At 69.0% G+C, this 14,743-nt stretch carries 11 protein-coding genes and 1 pseudogene; 2 read left to right on the plus strand and 10 right to left on the minus strand.

Translation table 11 applies throughout. From position 1 onward, the window contains the following. A pseudogene (locus tag AC5I49_RS24650) lies at positions 1 to 3,080 on the minus strand (hypothetical protein); the annotation flags it as partial. 480 nt (positions 3,081 to 3,560) lie between these two features. Here AC5I49_RS24650 and AC5I49_RS24655 point away from each other — a divergent pair. Both AC5I49_RS24655 and AC5I49_RS24660 read left to right on the plus strand, forming a co-directional pair. After that, the gene (locus AC5I49_RS24655; RefSeq protein ID WP_227740817.1) at positions 3,561 to 4,898 is read left to right on the plus strand and encodes a L,D-transpeptidase Cds6 family protein; all 1,338 of its coding nucleotides are present in this window, start codon (positions 3,561 to 3,563) and stop codon (positions 4,896 to 4,898) included. Beyond that, the gene (locus tag AC5I49_RS24660) at positions 4,898 to 6,406 is read left to right on the plus strand and encodes a L,D-transpeptidase family protein (RefSeq protein WP_154835176.1); all 1,509 of its coding nucleotides are present in this window, start codon (positions 4,898 to 4,900) and stop codon (positions 6,404 to 6,406) included. Before AC5I49_RS24655 ends, AC5I49_RS24660 begins: the two co-directional genes overlap by 1 nt. A 12-nt stretch (positions 6,407 to 6,418) precedes the next feature. Here the strand turns inward: AC5I49_RS24660 and AC5I49_RS24665 are convergent, their stop codons facing one another. From AC5I49_RS24665 to AC5I49_RS24705, 9 genes are all read right to left on the minus strand, one after another. Beyond that, positions 6,419 to 6,808 carry a hypothetical protein gene (locus AC5I49_RS24665; protein ID WP_016449810.1) on the minus strand — a complete coding sequence of 130 codons (390 nt, stop codon included), beginning with the start codon at positions 6,806 to 6,808 and terminating at the stop codon, positions 6,419 to 6,421. Between the two features lie 192 nt (positions 6,809 to 7,000). Next, positions 7,001 to 8,053: a GntR family transcriptional regulator gene (locus AC5I49_RS24670; RefSeq protein WP_016449809.1), complete on the minus strand. Its 1,053-nt coding sequence runs from the start codon at positions 8,051 to 8,053 to the stop codon at positions 7,001 to 7,003. Between the two features lie 63 nt (positions 8,054 to 8,116). Next, on the minus strand, positions 8,117 to 9,307 hold the full coding sequence (locus AC5I49_RS24675) for an ABC transporter substrate-binding protein (protein WP_203399845.1): 1,191 nt from the start codon (positions 9,305 to 9,307) through the stop codon (positions 8,117 to 8,119). Positions 9,308 to 9,320: 13 nt separating this feature from the next. Then, positions 9,321 to 10,364 carry a CobW family GTP-binding protein gene (locus tag AC5I49_RS24680; RefSeq protein WP_016449807.1) on the minus strand — a complete coding sequence of 348 codons (1,044 nt, stop codon included), beginning with the start codon at positions 10,362 to 10,364 and terminating at the stop codon, positions 9,321 to 9,323. After that, entirely contained in the window at positions 10,361 to 10,654 is a 294-nt protein-coding gene (locus tag AC5I49_RS24685) for a hypothetical protein (protein ID WP_016449806.1), read from the minus strand. Before AC5I49_RS24685 ends, AC5I49_RS24680 begins: the two co-directional genes overlap by 4 nt. 183 nt (positions 10,655 to 10,837) lie before the next feature. Further along, positions 10,838 to 11,596 carry an SDR family NAD(P)-dependent oxidoreductase gene (locus AC5I49_RS24690; protein WP_495790039.1) on the minus strand — a complete coding sequence of 253 codons (759 nt, stop codon included), beginning with the start codon at positions 11,594 to 11,596 and terminating at the stop codon, positions 10,838 to 10,840. Positions 11,597 to 11,607: 11 nt separating this feature from the next. Next, positions 11,608 to 12,384, minus strand: coding sequence for an SDR family NAD(P)-dependent oxidoreductase (locus tag AC5I49_RS24695; RefSeq protein WP_495790040.1), 777 nt, complete (start codon positions 12,382 to 12,384; stop codon positions 11,608 to 11,610). 7 nt (positions 12,385 to 12,391) lie between these two features. Next, complete coding sequence (locus AC5I49_RS24700; RefSeq protein ID WP_016449803.1) at positions 12,392 to 13,837, minus strand: MFS transporter; 1,446 nt, start codon at positions 13,835 to 13,837, stop codon at positions 12,392 to 12,394. A 28-nt stretch (positions 13,838 to 13,865) separates the two neighbouring features. Continuing rightward, entirely contained in the window at positions 13,866 to 14,741 is an 876-nt protein-coding gene (locus AC5I49_RS24705) for a polysaccharide deacetylase family protein (RefSeq protein ID WP_016449802.1), read from the minus strand. Between the last annotated feature and the right edge of the window lie 2 nt (positions 14,742 to 14,743).

Here is a 14,743-nt window from a genome sequence, read left to right on the forward strand (position 1 = left end):
CCGACCAGGCCGTCGTCGCCGAGCACGCCGCCCAGCAGGCCGCCGTCACCGCCGACCACGCCGCCCAGCAGGCCGTCGCCTCCCGTCAGACCGGCCAGCACGCCATTGACGGTGCCGATCACCGGCTGCAGTGCCTGGCCCGGGACCTGCGTGAGGCCGTTGGCCAGGTCCGTCACCACACCCAGCGGACCGCCGTTGACCTGGGTCACGCCTTCCACCAGACCCGTGACCACGGACAGGGCGCCGGTGCCGGGGTCGATCAGCGCATCCAGTACCTGGCCCACAGGCGCTCCGGCCGTGCCACCGAGCAGGTCGCCAACGGTGTTCTGCACCGTGGTGACAAGGCCGTCGCCGCTGCCTGTGCCGCCGCCCGGAACCAGGCCGCCCAGCAGTCCGCCGACCAGGCCGTCGTCGCCAAGGACGCCACCCAGCAGGCCACTGTCACCGCCCAGCAAGCCGCCGACCAGGCCATCGTCGCCAAGGACGCCGCCCAGCAGGCCACTGTCACCGCCCAGCAGGCCGCTGACCAGCTCGCCGATGCCGCCTTCACCCAGGCCGCTGCCCAGGCCGGCAATCAGCCCGTTGAGGGTTCCGATCACGGGCTGCAGTGCCTGGCCATCGACCTGGGTCAGTCCATTGACCAGTTCGGTCAGCACGCCCAGGGGGCCGCCGTCCACGCTGGTCAGGCCTTCCAGCAGGCCGGTGACGACCGAGGCCGTTCCATCGGTGGGATTGGCCAGCGCGTCCAGCAGTTGGCCCACAGGGGCTGCGACGGTGCCGCCGAGCAGGCCGTCCACCACGTCCTGGACCGTGGTGACCAGGCCGTCACCGCTGCCGCCTCCCGTGCCGCCCGGGATCAGGCCGCCCAGCAGGCCGTCGACCAGTTCACCGATGCCGCCTTCACCCAGGCCGCTGCCCAGGCCGGCAATCAGGCCGTTGAGGGTGCCGATCACCGGCTGCAGGGCCTGGCCGTCCACCTGGGTCAGGCCATTGACCAGCTCGGTCAGCACGCCCAGGGGGCCGCCTTCCACGCTGGTCAGGCCTTCCAGCAGGCCGGTGACGACCGAGGCCGTTCCATCGGTGGGATTGGCCAGCGCGTCCAGCAGTTGGCCCACAGGGGCTGCGACGGTGCCGCCGAGCAGGCCGTCCACCACGTCCTGGACCGTGGTGACCAGGCCTTCTCCCGTGCCGCCACCCGTGCCGCCGCCGGGCACCAATCCACCCAGCAGGCTGCCGACCAGTCCGCCGAGCCCATCTTCGCCCAGGCCGTTGCCCAGGCCGGCAATCAGCTCGTTGAGCGTGCCGATCACCGGGGCCAGGCCTTCGCCGTCCACCTGGGTGAGGCCGTTGACCAGTTCGGTCAGCACACCCAGGGGGCCGCCCTCGACATTGGTCAGGTTCTCCAGCGCGCCGGTCACGGTGGACAGCAGTCCGTCCGTGGGGTTGGCCAGGGCATCCAGCAACTGGCCCACAGGCGCTGCCACCGTGCCGCCCAGCAGGCCGTCCACGACGTCCTGCACGGACGTGACCACCCCGCTGTCAGGCGTGCCGGGCGGGTTGCCCGTTCCGCCGCCCACCAGGCCGCCCAGCAGGCCACCCACGCCGGCGAGCAGGCCGCCCAGCGCGCCGTCTTCGTCGAGCAGGCCGCCGAGCACGTTGTCCACTACCGTGCCGATGGAGCCGCCGGAGCCCGCTTCGTCCAGGCCCTTGAGCAGCTCATTGAGCGTGCTGATCAGGGGCTCCAGGCCCTGGTTCTGGATGTTGACCAGGCCGTCCACCAGCTCGGTGAGCACGCCCAGCGGCCCGCCATTGGTGCTGGTCAGGCTCTCCAGCAGGCCTGTCACCCCGGACAGCGTGCCGCTGCCGGGATTGACCAGCGTATCGATCAGGTTGCCCACCGGGCCGGCGACCGTGCCACCGGACAGCGCACCCACCACGTCCTGCACGGAGGTGATCAGGCCGTGGCCGTCCGTGGGATCCGTCGGATTGGTGGGGTCCGTGGGATTGGTCGGATTGGTCGGATTGGTCGGGTTCGTCGGGTCCGTGGGATTGGTGGGGTTGGTCGGGTTCGTGGGATCCGTGGGGTTGGTCGGATTGGTGGGGTTCGTAGGATTGGTCGGGTTCGTGGGATCCGTGGGGTTGGTCGGATTGGTGGGGTTCGTAGGGTTGGTCGGGTTCGTGGGATCCGTGGGGTTGGTCGGATTGGTCGGATTCGTGGGGTTGGTCGGGTTCGTGGGATCCGTGGGGTTGGTCGGATTGGTCGGGTTCGTAGGATTGGTCGGGTTCGTGGGATCCGTGGGATTGGTCGGATTGGTGGGGTTCGTAGGATTGGTGGGGTTCGTAGGGTTCGTCGGATCCGTGGGATTCGTAGGATTCGTAGGATTCGTCGGGTTGGTGGGATCCGTCGGATTGGTCGGGTTGGTCGGGTTCGTGGGATTGGTCGGATTCGTGGGATCCGTGGGGTTGGTCGGATTCGTGGGATCGGTCGGCACCGGGGGGGCTGGGTCGTCGTCGTCGTTGCTGGCTGCGGCGATCAGGCCCACGCCGCCCGCGCCGATCAGGCCGGCCAGCAGGAAGTCGCTGAGCACGGAGCCGCCGGCTGCGGCTGCGGCGCTTTCCTTGGTCACGATCAGGCCCACGGCGTCACCGTCACTGGCGGGCGCCACCTGGACGTTGCCAGATGCCAGGTCCAGCACCATGGCGCCTGCGCCATCACCCTCGCGCTGGGCCAGCGTGGCCTGGGTGCCGCCCTCGAAGGTGCCGACCAGGGTCTGGCCGTCCTTGCCCTGGAACAGCGCCTTGGCGCTGCCATCGGCGGGCACGATGATCTTGTCGCCGACCTGCAGGGCACTGCCCGGCTGGGCCATCAGGGTTTCCCCATTGCGCACGATCTGCACGCCCGGGCTGACCTGGGACAGCGTGGCGGGAGGCGTGCCCCGGGGCATGACCGCTGCGGCTGCGCCGGGCTGCATGTTCGACGTATTGAGCTGCGCAAGCACAACGCTGGAGGGCTGCGGGTCACCGAACTGCACGGGGCTGACGGTGGTGTTGCCGGTGGGCTGCATCGATTGGGCGGTCATTTACTCTCTCCAGACAAGGGTTGAGACGACAAGGTCAGACGGTGGCTTGGAAGCCGTGAAAAATCTGTCGAGCCCTTTTGTGCAACATGCATGCCACGTGCACGCTGCAGGTCCGGATGGCCTAGGAATCATCCTAAGATATTGATTTGTATGGATTTATCTATTGATCACAATGTCTCATCAAGGGTCTGTTACGGCACACGTTACGTAACGCTGCCGGGTCTGCTCCGTTACTCGGGCGCCGGTGCCGCGCCATGTTTCATGGCCCTTGACTCGCGGGCCCATGCAGCGGGGCAAGATGGCTTTCGCCTATAAAATCGCTGGCTTTTGGCTGCAGGCGTGTATCGGCGCATGCAGTAAGCCCAAAAGCGAACAGGCCCGTCTTCCAACTTTCATTGCGTAGAGAGCGCCCATATGCTGATTTCGTCCAGAGTTCCGTCGCGAGTGCCGGGTCGTACCTATTTGCGGATAGCCCGGCCCGTGGCCATTGCCGCCTTCAGTCTGGGGGCGGCTTTGTGCGGGGCGTTTGCCCATGCATCGCAGGAGGCGGTGGACGAGGTCTCACGGCTGCTGGAGCAGGGCAAGGCGCCCCAGGCCGCCAAGCAGGCCGAGGCCTACCTCAAGCAAAACCCGGCCGATGTGCAGATGCGCTTTCTGCAGGGCGTGATCGCCGCGGAGCAGCGCCAGAACGCCCAGGCCATCAAGATCTTCACGGCGTTGACCCGTGACTACCCCAGCCTGCCCGAGCCCTACAACAACCTGGCCGTGCTGTACGCCGCCGAAGGCCAGGAACGCAAGGCCTCGGAAGTGCTGGAGCAGGCCATTCGCACCAACCCCAGCTACGCCACGGCGCATGAGAACCTGGGCGACCTGTATGCGCGCATGGCCAGCGATGCCTATGCCAAGGCCTTGCAGCTGGACGGATCGCGCCAGGCCATCCAGCCCAAGCTCGCCCTGATCACGCAGATCTTCCCCAAGCAAGGTGGCGCCCAGGGCAAGACGGTCCAGGCTGCAGCTGCCTCGACCAAGGTCGCCGATGCCAAGGCGGCCGATGCCAAGGCCCGCGAATCCGACGCCAAGCTGGCCGAGGCCCGCGCCGCCGAGACCAAGGCGGCAGAGGCCAAGGCCGCCGAATTCAAGGCCGCTGAAGTGAAGGCCGCCGATGCCAAGGCAGCGCAGGCCAAGGCCGCAGAAGCCAAGGCCGCAGAGGCCAAGGCAGCGGAGGCCAAGGCAGCGGAGGCCAAGCTGGCCCAGGCCAAGGCAGCGGAAGCCAAGGCCGCCGAGACCAGGCTGGCCCAGGAGAAGGCTGCCCAGGCCGCACAGGACAAGGCGCGCGCTGCCGAGGAAGCCAGGCAGGCTGCGGCCAAGGCCGCCGCCGTGACCACCACCGCTGCGGCCCCTGCCGCCGCCGCTGTGGCCGCCGCCGAGCCCGCCAAGGCAGCGCCTGCCGTCGACGAGAAGAAGGCGGCCCAGTCGGCCGCAGCGCAGGAAGTGGAGGCCGCCGTCAAGGCCTGGTCCACCGCCTGGGCCGGACAGGACATGGACCGCTACCTGGACGCCTACAGCGACCACTTCTCCCCGGCCGATGGCAGCAGCCTGGCCAAGTGGAAGGAACAGCGCCGCCAGCGCATTGTCGGACGCACCACCATCGTCGTCACCGTGCGCGACCTCAAGGTGACGGTGGACGGCGACAAGGCCACGGCCCAGTTCCGCCAGTACTACGCATCGGGCGCGCTCAAGACCACGACCCGCAAGACCCTGCGCATGCAGCGCGAAAAGGGACAATGGCGCATCACCCACGAAGGAACCGGTTCCTGATGCCTGAAAGAGCGCGCCCCCTGGCACGGTCATCCGCCGGCTTGCTGCGCCTGCATGCGCGGGCCGCCGGCGTGGCCGTGCTGCTGGCCGCTCTGTCCACGATGTCGTTCGGCACGGCGGCCTACGCCAAGCCGGCCAAGGCCTCCAAGACGGCATCCGCCAAGCCCGCAACGGGCAAGACCAGCAAGACCGGCAAGGCCGGCGCAGCCAGGCTGCGCTCGGCGTCGGGCAAGACGGCCGTGGCCGCTGCTGCGGTGGCGGCCACGGCAGGCGGCGCTGCTGCCACGGCAGGCCAGGCCAAGGCGGCGGCCGGCTCGCAAAGCCAGGCGGAGGCCCGCCTGCTGGCCATCATCCGCCAGGTGGAGCAGCGGGATCTGGATGGCGCCCTGAAGGCGGCCGCCGATCTCACCGCCGAAGTCCCCAATTTCCGCGCAGCCCAGCTGGTGTATGCAGACCTGCTGCGCTTCAAGACCGGCCGTGCCGGCGAGGTGCTGGCGGGCACGCCCGTGGCTGCGTCCGCCGCCCCCAGCCATCCGGGCCAGGGCGTGCTGGTGCGGCACAACCTGTCCGTGGGCAGCGTCACACGGCTCGAGGGTCCGGCCAGTCCCGCGCAGGCCCAGCTGCAGGATCTGCAAAACGAACTCAAGCGCCGCCTGCAGGCGGACAGCGGCGCGCCGCCTGCGGGTTCCGTTCCCGGCGAGTTTTTGATGCTGGGCGCATCCGTGCGGCATGCCATTGCCATCGACGCCAGCAAGTCGCGGCTGTACCTGTTCGCCCATGAGGCAGGCGGGCTGCGGCTGCTGGGGGACTTCTATGTCTCCGTGGGCAAGCTGGGCACCGACAAATGGCAGGAAGGCGACCAGCGCACGCCGCTGGGCATCTACTTCGTGGGCCGCCACATCCCCGGGCCCCGTCTGCCGGAGTTCTATGGCAAGGGTGCGCTCACGGTGAACTTTCCCAATGACTGGGACAAGGCCGTGGGCCGCTCGGGCAGCGGCATCTGGCTGCATGGCTCGCCGCCCGACCAGTTCTCGCGGGCGCCCGAGGCCAGCGATGGCTGCCTGGTGCTGGCCAACCCCGATCTCACCTTGCTCATGCAGACCGTGGACCGGCAGACGCCGGTGCTGATCCGCGAAAAGCTGCAATGGGTGGCCCCCAAGGCCCAGGCCCAGCAGAAGGCGGCAGACGCCTTCGTGCGCGTCATCGACGACTGGAAGAGCGCCTGGAACGGTGCGGACCCGCGCAAGCTGGCCGCCCTCTACGCGCCCGACCTGCTGCAGTCGCCGGCCTCGCGCACATCACAGGAGCGGCTGGCCGCCTACCTCAACCGCCCCGGCGTGACGCTGCAGGACCTGTCCATCTATTCCTGGAAGGACGCCAAGGGCGAGATCCGCGTGGTCAACCTGCGCGCCAGCAGCAAGTCCTTTGCCGAAGGCCTGCCGCTGCGCCAGTACTGGCGCAAGACGGGCGGGCGCTGGCAGCTTTTCTCCGAGGACGTGATGGGCTGAGCCCGGCGCAGCTCAGGTGTTCTCGTTGTGGCGGTTGCTGTCGAAGCGGCGCTCCGCATCGAACAGATGCTGTATCAGCACATGCGAGGTCATGTTCACGCCGATGCCGCCAATCATGGCCGGCAGCAGGTACAGCGCCGTGGACAGCTCGGAGACGAAGAGGGTGTTGTCGGACAGCGAAGGCGTCGCCTTGGCCGCCGAGGCCAGGCTTTGCAGCAGGTAGACATCCACCCCCGCCATGGCCACCAGGGCCAGCCCGAACAGCAGCACCGTGGTGCGCGAGATGCTGCGCTTGGCCAGCAGGGCGGCGTAGATGGCGCAGGGAAGAACGACCGAGAAAACCACCAGGCTCCAGAATCTGGCTTCGGTGAAGACGGTGGTGCTGATGCGCAGGGCATTCATCGGTGCGGTCTTTCGGTGCGGTCCTTCGGTACCTGTGGGTTCCTGCGGTTCCCTGTCGGCCGCCCAATATGCCGCGCTTGCGTAAACGCCCGGTGAACCCGGCGCAAACCGGTGGTTGCACATGCAACCAGGCGCACCGGTCGCAGTCTTGTCCGCTTCGGCCCTGCCTGGCCCGATGCGTCCCTCAGGGGGTCACGACTGCCGCACAAGATAGGCCGGCAGCTGCGCCTCGGGCAGCACGGACAGGACCTTGAGCTGCAGCTGGGCGCGCTTGCGTGCCTGGGCCAGGTAGTCCTGCAGCGCCTGCGCGGCCCGCTCGTACTCACCATCCCACAGGGCGTCGATGACCTGGCGGCAGTTCTCGAGCAGGGGTGGGTTGGGCGACTGCGGGAACATGCGGTCAAAGGTGCTGTGGATCAGCCACGGCATCTGGCACTGCTGCAGCATGCCCACCAGCTTGTGGTTGGGATGCCGTGCCAGCAAAGCGCCGTGCAGGTGCTGCTCCAGCCGCAAAAGCTCCTGCGCTTGCGGTGCGGCGGGGGCGTGCAGGCGGCGGCGCAGGTCTGCGAGCATGTCCCTGTCCAGGCGCGGGCCGCTTTCGCGCAGCGCCGCGGGCGCCAGCAGCGCCAGCAGCTCGAAGTCCTGGTTCACCGCGCGTGCCGTCAACGCCGCCACGCGCCAGGAGGCATAGGTGCTCTTGTCCACCAGTCCCCGGTCCACGAGCCGGCTCAGCACCTCGCGCAGGGCCACGCGGTTCACGTTGAAGTGCTCCATGGCCGCGCTTTCGTCGATCTGGAAGCGCCCGAAGATCATGGCGATGGAGATGGTCTGCTCCAGCTCGTCGTGGATGCGCTCGCTTTCCGAGGGGATGTGGATGGTGGCGTTGCCCTCCTCCAGGCCCAGGGCCCGCGCGTCCAGCGGCAGGCGCTGGGGCTGCACGGCCTGCCCGGGCCGGGCCACCAGGTAGCCGCGTCCGTCGAAGGTGCACAGCAGCCCTTCGGCATGCAGCAGCTCGAAGGCCTTGCGCACGGGTATGCGGCTGGTGCCGAAGACCTTGGCCACCGGCCCCTCCAGCAGCACCAGGCCGGGCTCGATCCGCTGCTCGACGATGGCCCCGCGCAGGCGCTGGCGTATCAGTTCATAGCGCAGCCGGCGTTCGCCGGGATCACCGGATTCACCGGATTCGCCGGGGCCTGCTTCCTCGTCGCGGGCAAGCTGCGTGGGTGCTGGGGTGGCTCTTGTCATTCCTGCTTCATCTGCATGTACCTGTGCACTGGCCGCCGCAAAGGGGGCCGGTATCCGGCAGGACTATAAGGGGCGGGCGCGGCGCAGCAGCGTGGCCCATTGGCGCACCAGGTAGTTGTGCTCGTCCATGACGGTGTTCCAGACGGCGATGTGGCCCAGGCGCTGCTCGTAGGAGCCGCCGTCGCGCACGCTGCCGCGCGGGATCACGACCTGGCCGTCGGTGCCCCGCAGGTCCTCGGCGGCAGGCAGGCCGGCGTACCAGTAGTCCCATTCGCTGGCGCGCAGGTGCTCGCGGCTGCGCAGCGGGTTGGAGATGTAGTAGCCCTGCCGTGCCATCGCCGCACCGGGCCAGCCGGACTGCCACCAATTCAGGTAGCGGTAGGCGGCATCCAGCGTGTCGCCCCTGGCCTGGCTGGAGATGCCCAGGCCGCCGTACCAGGCCCGGTAGCCTTCGCGCGGGCAGGCCAGCCGGTAGTCCAGTCCCGCCGCGCGGTAGTGGGCGATGGCCGGCGACCAGTGGCTTTGTATGGCGACGCCGGCATCGATCATCAGCCGCGCCGCATCGGCGTAGTTGCCCCAGAAGCCCCGGAACTGCTCCGACTCCTGCCGCTGCAGCAGCAGGGCCATCATCTGGTCGATCTCCTCCAGTCCCAGGTTGCTGATGTCGCCAAAACGCATGTCGCCGCCGGCCTGCAGGGCCAGGGCCGCATCCAGCGCGCCGATGGCCGCATCCGCCTGCAGGGCCGCACGGCCACGGCAGGCGGGAGACAGCAACCACGACCAGCTCTCCTCGGTCTGCGCGAACAGCTCCGGCACGGCGGCGGGCAGGTAGACGAAGCTGTCGGCGTTGTGCGTCAGCGGCAGCATGCTGATGCGCGATGCGGGCGTGCCGCCCAGGGTGCCATCGGCCTGCACGTACAGACGCATGGCCGGGTTGCAGCCCGCGCCCAGGGCCGCCTGCGGCGTGATGCGCCCGGTCTTGGGCAGGGCGTTGACCTCGTCCCAATGCGCCAGCCTGCCGATGTCTATGGGTTGCAGCGCCCCTGTCGGCCACAGGCAGTCCAGGCTGTGGAACCACTGGTCGTAGAGATCGAAGCTGTCCTGGCGCATGACGGCCTGTCGCTGCGCGTCGAAGCCGTCGAGCACCTCGAAGCGGATGCGCAGGCCCAGGTCCTGCTCGGCGCGGCGGCGCATGGCCTCGGTCAGCGTCACCGAGGTGCCCAGTACCCGCAGTTCAGGCATGTTCTTGCGCATGGGGTGTTCCTTGTCAATGGAAGGCGGCCGGGCCGGGTGCGGCGCCGGGTTGCGCCCCATTGTCCTGCGCGAAGAAACGCTGGAACGACTGCCAGGAGTCGTCCACCTGCTGCCCGTTGAGCCCCGAGGCGATGAAGACCAGGCGCGAGCGGCCGTCGCCACCGGGCCATTCGGCCAGATGCTCGGGCGCATGCATCAGATGGCCCATGCCGTGCAGCACCGTCGGCTGCCCCTGCGGCCATCCTTCGGCGGCCACGGCCACGAGCCCCTTGAGTCGCAGCACCCGCTCGCCATGGCGGTGCAGCAGCCAGGTCAGCCACAGCGTCAGCGCACACCAGTCCACGGGGCCGTCGAGTTCCAGGCAGAAGGCCTGGATGCTGCCGTGCGGCTCCTGGCCCTTGCGGCTGCGAGGCGTGCCTGCAATGGCGCGTGCCAGCCAATTGCTCTCCTGCACGGGCTGCTCCTGCCAGGCCGGCAGCGCCTGGCGGCTGTTGCCGAGCACGGCCAGCGGATTGAGCCTGGCAAGCTGCGCGCGCAGCGCCTCGGCGTCCTGCGGCCGGGCCAGGTCGGTCTTGCTCAGGTACAACCGGTCGGCGGCGGCGACCTGGGCCTGCCATTCGGGCCGCTGCGCATGCGTGGCCGCGTGCAGGGCATCGACCACGGTGGCGACATGGGCGGGCCTGAAGACCTGGCGCAATTGCGCATCCCCTATGAGGGTGGCGATCACCGGGCCGGGCGCGGCAAGGCCCGTGGTTTCGATCAGCACGCGCTGGAACGCAGGCAGCTCGCCGCGCTCGCGGCGCTGGTGCAGCCGCCACAGCGCCTCCTTGAGTTCGCCGCGGATGGCGCAGCAGATGCAGCCGTTGTCCAGCAGCACCGTGTCGGCGTCGATGCGGCCTACCAGCAGATGGTCCAGCCCCACGGCGCCGAATTCGTTGATCAGCACGGCGGTCTCGGCAGCGGGAGAGTCCTGCAGCCATTGCCTGAGCAGCGTGGTCTTGCCGCTGCCCAGAGAGCCCGTGAGCACACCCACGGGCAGGCGTGCATCGCCGGTCATGGCGCCTGCTCCGGTTGCGGCCAGGGCATGGCCAGCGGATCCAGCTCGCGGGCCAGCAGCCGCTCGGCCGCAGGCCACAACGCACCGAAGTCGGGCACCAGAACGCTGGCGCCCGTAGGCCCCTGCAGCAGGTAGGACTGGCCGTGGAAGTCGCTGAGCCGCAGCCGCCACAGCGCCAGCAGCCGGTTGGCGCGCGCAATCTGAATCAGCCGCTGGCGGCGCCCGGCCGATCCGGCCGGCGCCTGGCTCCAGTGGCCGGAGCCCTGCAGCAAACCGCACATTCCACACATGACAGAAACCCTTTCGGTTGCGAATGGAGCCGCCTGCGAAACTGGCGCAGCCAAAGAGCAGAGACACCGAGGAAGGGCCTATGCCGGCCGCGCCGCCCCGCACCGAGGGTGTCGCCGGCGGGCCCGTACGCCCCCCTCCGAAGAGAGGGGGAAGGCGCGAAGCGACTCAGGGGGTGCTTCTTTTCACGGCATGACATCGCCGGAATTGGGCCCCAGCGTCTGTCCCACATACAGATTGCCACCGGGATCGGAGGCCAGCAGCACCGCCGTGGGCGCCACCTCGTCGGCGCGGCCGAAGCGGCCCAGCGGCAGGCTGGCCTCCTTGGCGCGCTTCCAGTCCGCGCTGATGCCGTCGACCAGCGGCGTGGCGATGGGGCCGGGGGCAATGGCATTGACCAGGACATTGTCGGGTGCCACTTCCAGCGCCAGCGACTTGGTGAAGCCGATCACGCCGGCCTTGGCCGCCGCATAGTGGCTCAGCTCCACGCCGCCCTTGATGCCCAGCTGCGAGGCGATGCTGATGATGCGACCCCAGCGCCGGGCCTGCATGTGCGGCACTGCGCGCCGCGCGCACAGGAAGACGCTGCGCAGGTCCACGCGCAGCATCTCGTCCCACATCGCGGTGGACATGTCGGCACAGCGCGACTGGGTGAGCATGCCGGCGTTGTTGACCAGGATGTCGATGCCGCCGAAGGCCTGCACGCAGCGGTCGATGATGCGGTGGGCCGTGGACTCGTCGCCCACGTCGCCGATGACGGTCTCGGCCTGCGTGCCCAGCGCGCGGCAGCGCCAGGCCACGTCCTCGGCCCGCGCGGCATCGATGTCGGCCAGCAGCAGCCGCGCGCCGGCCTGCGCATAGGCCAGGGCAATGGCCTCGCCGATGCCGCTGCCGGCGCCTGTCACGACGGCGCGGCGGCCGTCCAGGGGCTTGGAGGTGTTCATGTCGGATGTCCTCAACTGGGCCAGCGCACGGTCAGGCCGCCGTCGGCAATGATGGATTGGCCGGTGATGTAGGAAGCCTCGTCGCTGGTCAGGAAACGGATCAGGGCAGCGATTTCTCGGGCCTGCCCGACACGCCCCAACGGAATGCTTTTTGCCGCCTGCGCCAGGCCCGCCGGGCCCAGCGAGTTGACCGGGTCCAGCGACTGCGGCGTCTCGATCAGGCCCGGAATCACGGCGTTGCAGCGTATGCCGCGCGGTGCCAGCTCCATGGCCACGGCGCGGCACAGCCCGGGCACGCCTGCCTTGGCGGCCGCATAGTGGGCATGCTGCTCCCAGCCGTAGACGCCGCCTGCAATGGAGGAGACGGCCACCATGGCCCCGCCTGCCGCCATGTGGCGCGCGCTGGCCCGGAAGGTGCGCATGACGCCGCCCAGGTCGATGTTGATGACCTCCAGCCACTGCGCATCGCTCATCTCGACCAGGGCCGCCTGGCGCAGCAAACCCGCATTGGCGACGGCGAAGTCCAGCCGGCCGAAGCGGTCCACGGCGACCCGGGCCAGGTGCTCGACCTGTTCGGCATCGCCCACATCGACCGCCTCCATGACGCACCGCCCGCCCGCGCGCTCGACAAGGTCCCGGGTCTGGCCGGGATCGTGCGGGTCCTGCGGGTAGTAGCTGCCGGCCACGGCAACGCCGGCCTGCGCGTAGGCCACGGCCAGCGCCTGGCCGATGCCGCTGGCAGCGCCGGTGATGAGGGCGACCTTGTTCCTGTCGATCTGCGGGTGCATGGCGGCCTCACTTCACGGTCTGGGGATCGACATGGGGTGCCAGGAACATCAGCAGTCCCGAGGCTGCGCAGGGAATGGCTCCCCAGTACAGCGCCGCCTGTGCCCAGTCCGCCCCCTGCGACAGCGTCCAGGTCACGCCGAAGCCCGCCGCGATGGCGCCCACCTGGCCCATGGCGTTGACAAAGGAGCTGGCCGTGGCGCGGATGTGGCTGGGAAAGCTCTCGCCGATCAGGAAGAGGGCCGCTGCATAGGGGCCGATCAGGAAGAACAGCCCCAGCGAGTACAGCGGCACGATGCGCCAGAAGTCGCCCGAAGGCGCGTTCAGCATGAGCGCGAAGGCCAGGCCACCCAGCATCCAGCCTATGGCCACGGCGTTGCGCCGGCCTATGCGGTCACCGAGCCAGCCATGGAAGACATAGCCCAGGAAGCCCGCGAGATTGGAGATGATGAGCACCTGCAGCGCGCTGGAGAAATCCACGCCCTTGCCCGGCGTGCCACCGGCGCCGCCCAGCACCGAGGTGCCCAGCACCGCGAAGATCACGATGGCGAACCAGTTCAGGAAAAAGCCCAGGGCCAGCGACAGCGTGGGCCGCAGCGAGGCGCCCCGGAACATGGCCGACAGGCCGGTGTGCTGCGCTTGCTGCGGGTGGGCGCCATGGGCCTGGGCCAGGCGTGCGGCCTCTGCCTCGCGTCCGGCACGGCGCAGATCGGCAACGCGCCGCGCGGTCAGGAACTGGGGCGTTTCCACCAGCCGTCGGCCCAGCACGGCAATCACCAGGGCGGGGAACATGGCGAACACGAAGGACAGCACCCAGCCGCCGCCCTGGCCGAACCAGCGCTCGCCCAGCGGATACAGCAGGGCCACCAGCACGGCCGTGAGCACCGCGCCCACGGGCCAGCCGCCTTGCACCAGCGAGTAGATGAAGCCGCGCCGGCGCAGGGAGGCCGGGTCCGTGTAGACCAGGGAGAACAGCTCGCTCAGGTAGGTGGCGTTGATGCTTTGCTCTGCATAGCCCAGGCCCGCCAGCGAGCGCACCACGATCAGCAGCACGAAGCCCAGCCCCGCCGACAGCCCGATCACCCAGCCGGCCAGCGCCGTCAGGCCCGAGCACAGCGCGGCGCCCGCCACGGCGATGATGATGCCCTTGCGCCGGCCCAGCCGGTCGGCGATGGGGCCGATGCCGAAGGCCACGATCACCGTGCCCAGCGTCACCCAGGTGTTCAGCCGCGCCTGCTGCTCGGCGCTCCACTGGAAGTGCTCGCCCAGTTGCGGCAGCAGGGTGCCGAAGAGGATGAAGTCGTAGACGGCGAACACCCAGGCGAAAAAGCAGACCCAGGTGGCGTAGCTGACCTGCCTGCGCGTCACGGTGGGCGCGGTCCAGGGGGCATCGGTCCCGGCCGGGGCCGGATGGCCGGCGCCTGGGGCGTCGGAGGCAATGGCGGAGGTATTCATGGTGTCCTCGCTGAGGTGGGATGCGGCATCAACGCGGCTGGCGGCGCAGGAAGTCGTCGGCGATCTGGTCGCACGTCATGAAGCGCACGCCGTCGTGCGACTGGAAATGCTCGATCAGGCGCTCCAGCATCAGCAGCACCTGGGGGCGGCCGGAGACGTCGGGGTGGATGGTGATGGGGAAGACCGCGTAGTCGTGCTCGCGGTAGACCCAGTCGAACTGGTCGCGCCACATCTGCTCTATGTCGCGCGGATTGACGAAGCCGTGGCTGTTGGGCGACTTCTTGATGAACATCATGGGCGGCAGGTCGTCCAGATACCAGTTGGCGGGGATCTCGACCAGCCGTGTCTCCTTGCCGCGCACAAGGGGCTTCATCCAGGTGTCGGGATGCTTGCTGTAGTCGATGCGGGTCCACTGGTCGCCCACGCGCACGTAGTACGGGTGGAAGTCGTTGTGCATCAGGCTGTGGTCGTACTTGATGCCTTTCTTGAGCAGCAGCTCGTTGGTGACGGGGCTGAACTCCCACCAGGGCGCCACATAGCCCGTGGGTGCGCGGCCGGCCAGCCGCGTGATGACCTCGATGCTGCGGTCGAGCACCGCTTCCTCCTGCTCGGGCGTCATGGCAATCGGGTTCTCGTGGCTGTAGCCGTGGATGCCGATCTCATGGCCTGCGTCCACCACGGCCTTCATCTGCTCGGGAAAGGTCTCGGCAGAGTGGCCCGGGATGAACCAGGTGGTCTTGAGGCCGTATTTGTCGAACAGCCTGAGCAGCCGCAGCGAGCCGACCTCGCCCGCGAACATGCCGCGCGAGATGTCGTCGGGCGAGTCCTCCCCGCCATACGAGCCGAGCCAGCCGCCGACGGCATCGACGTCCACGCCAAACGTGATCTGTATGTCCTTGCTCATTG

The sequence above is a fragment of the Delftia sp. genome, assembly GCF_059499305.1.

Coding starts and splice junctions, on each gene's coding strand:
- AC5I49_RS24675 (WP_203399845.1), bottom strand. CDS start 9,307: ATGCGCAAGAACATGCCTGAACTGCGGGTACTGGGCACCTCGGTGACG.
- AC5I49_RS24670 (WP_016449809.1), bottom strand. CDS start 8,053: ATGACAAGAGCCACCCCAGCACCCACGCAGCTTGCCCGCGACGAGGAA.
- AC5I49_RS24680 (WP_016449807.1), bottom strand. CDS start 10,364: ATGACCGGCGATGCACGCCTGCCCGTGGGTGTGCTCACGGGCTCTCTG.
- AC5I49_RS24705 (WP_016449802.1), bottom strand. CDS start 14,741: ATGAGCAAGGACATACAGATCACGTTTGGCGTGGACGTCGATGCCGTC.
- AC5I49_RS24695 (WP_495790040.1), bottom strand. CDS start 12,384: ATGCACCCGCAGATCGACAGGAACAAGGTCGCCCTCATCACCGGCGCT.
- AC5I49_RS24700 (WP_016449803.1), bottom strand. CDS start 13,837: ATGAATACCTCCGCCATTGCCTCCGACGCCCCAGGCGCCGGCCATCCG.
- AC5I49_RS24690 (WP_495790039.1), bottom strand. CDS start 11,596: ATGAACACCTCCAAGCCCCTGGACGGCCGCCGCGCCGTCGTGACAGGC.
- AC5I49_RS24665 (WP_016449810.1), bottom strand. CDS start 6,808: ATGAATGCCCTGCGCATCAGCACCACCGTCTTCACCGAAGCCAGATTC.
- AC5I49_RS24660 (WP_154835176.1), top strand. CDS start 4,898: ATGCCTGAAAGAGCGCGCCCCCTGGCACGGTCATCCGCCGGCTTGCTG.
- AC5I49_RS24685 (WP_016449806.1), bottom strand. CDS start 10,654: ATGTGTGGAATGTGCGGTTTGCTGCAGGGCTCCGGCCACTGGAGCCAG.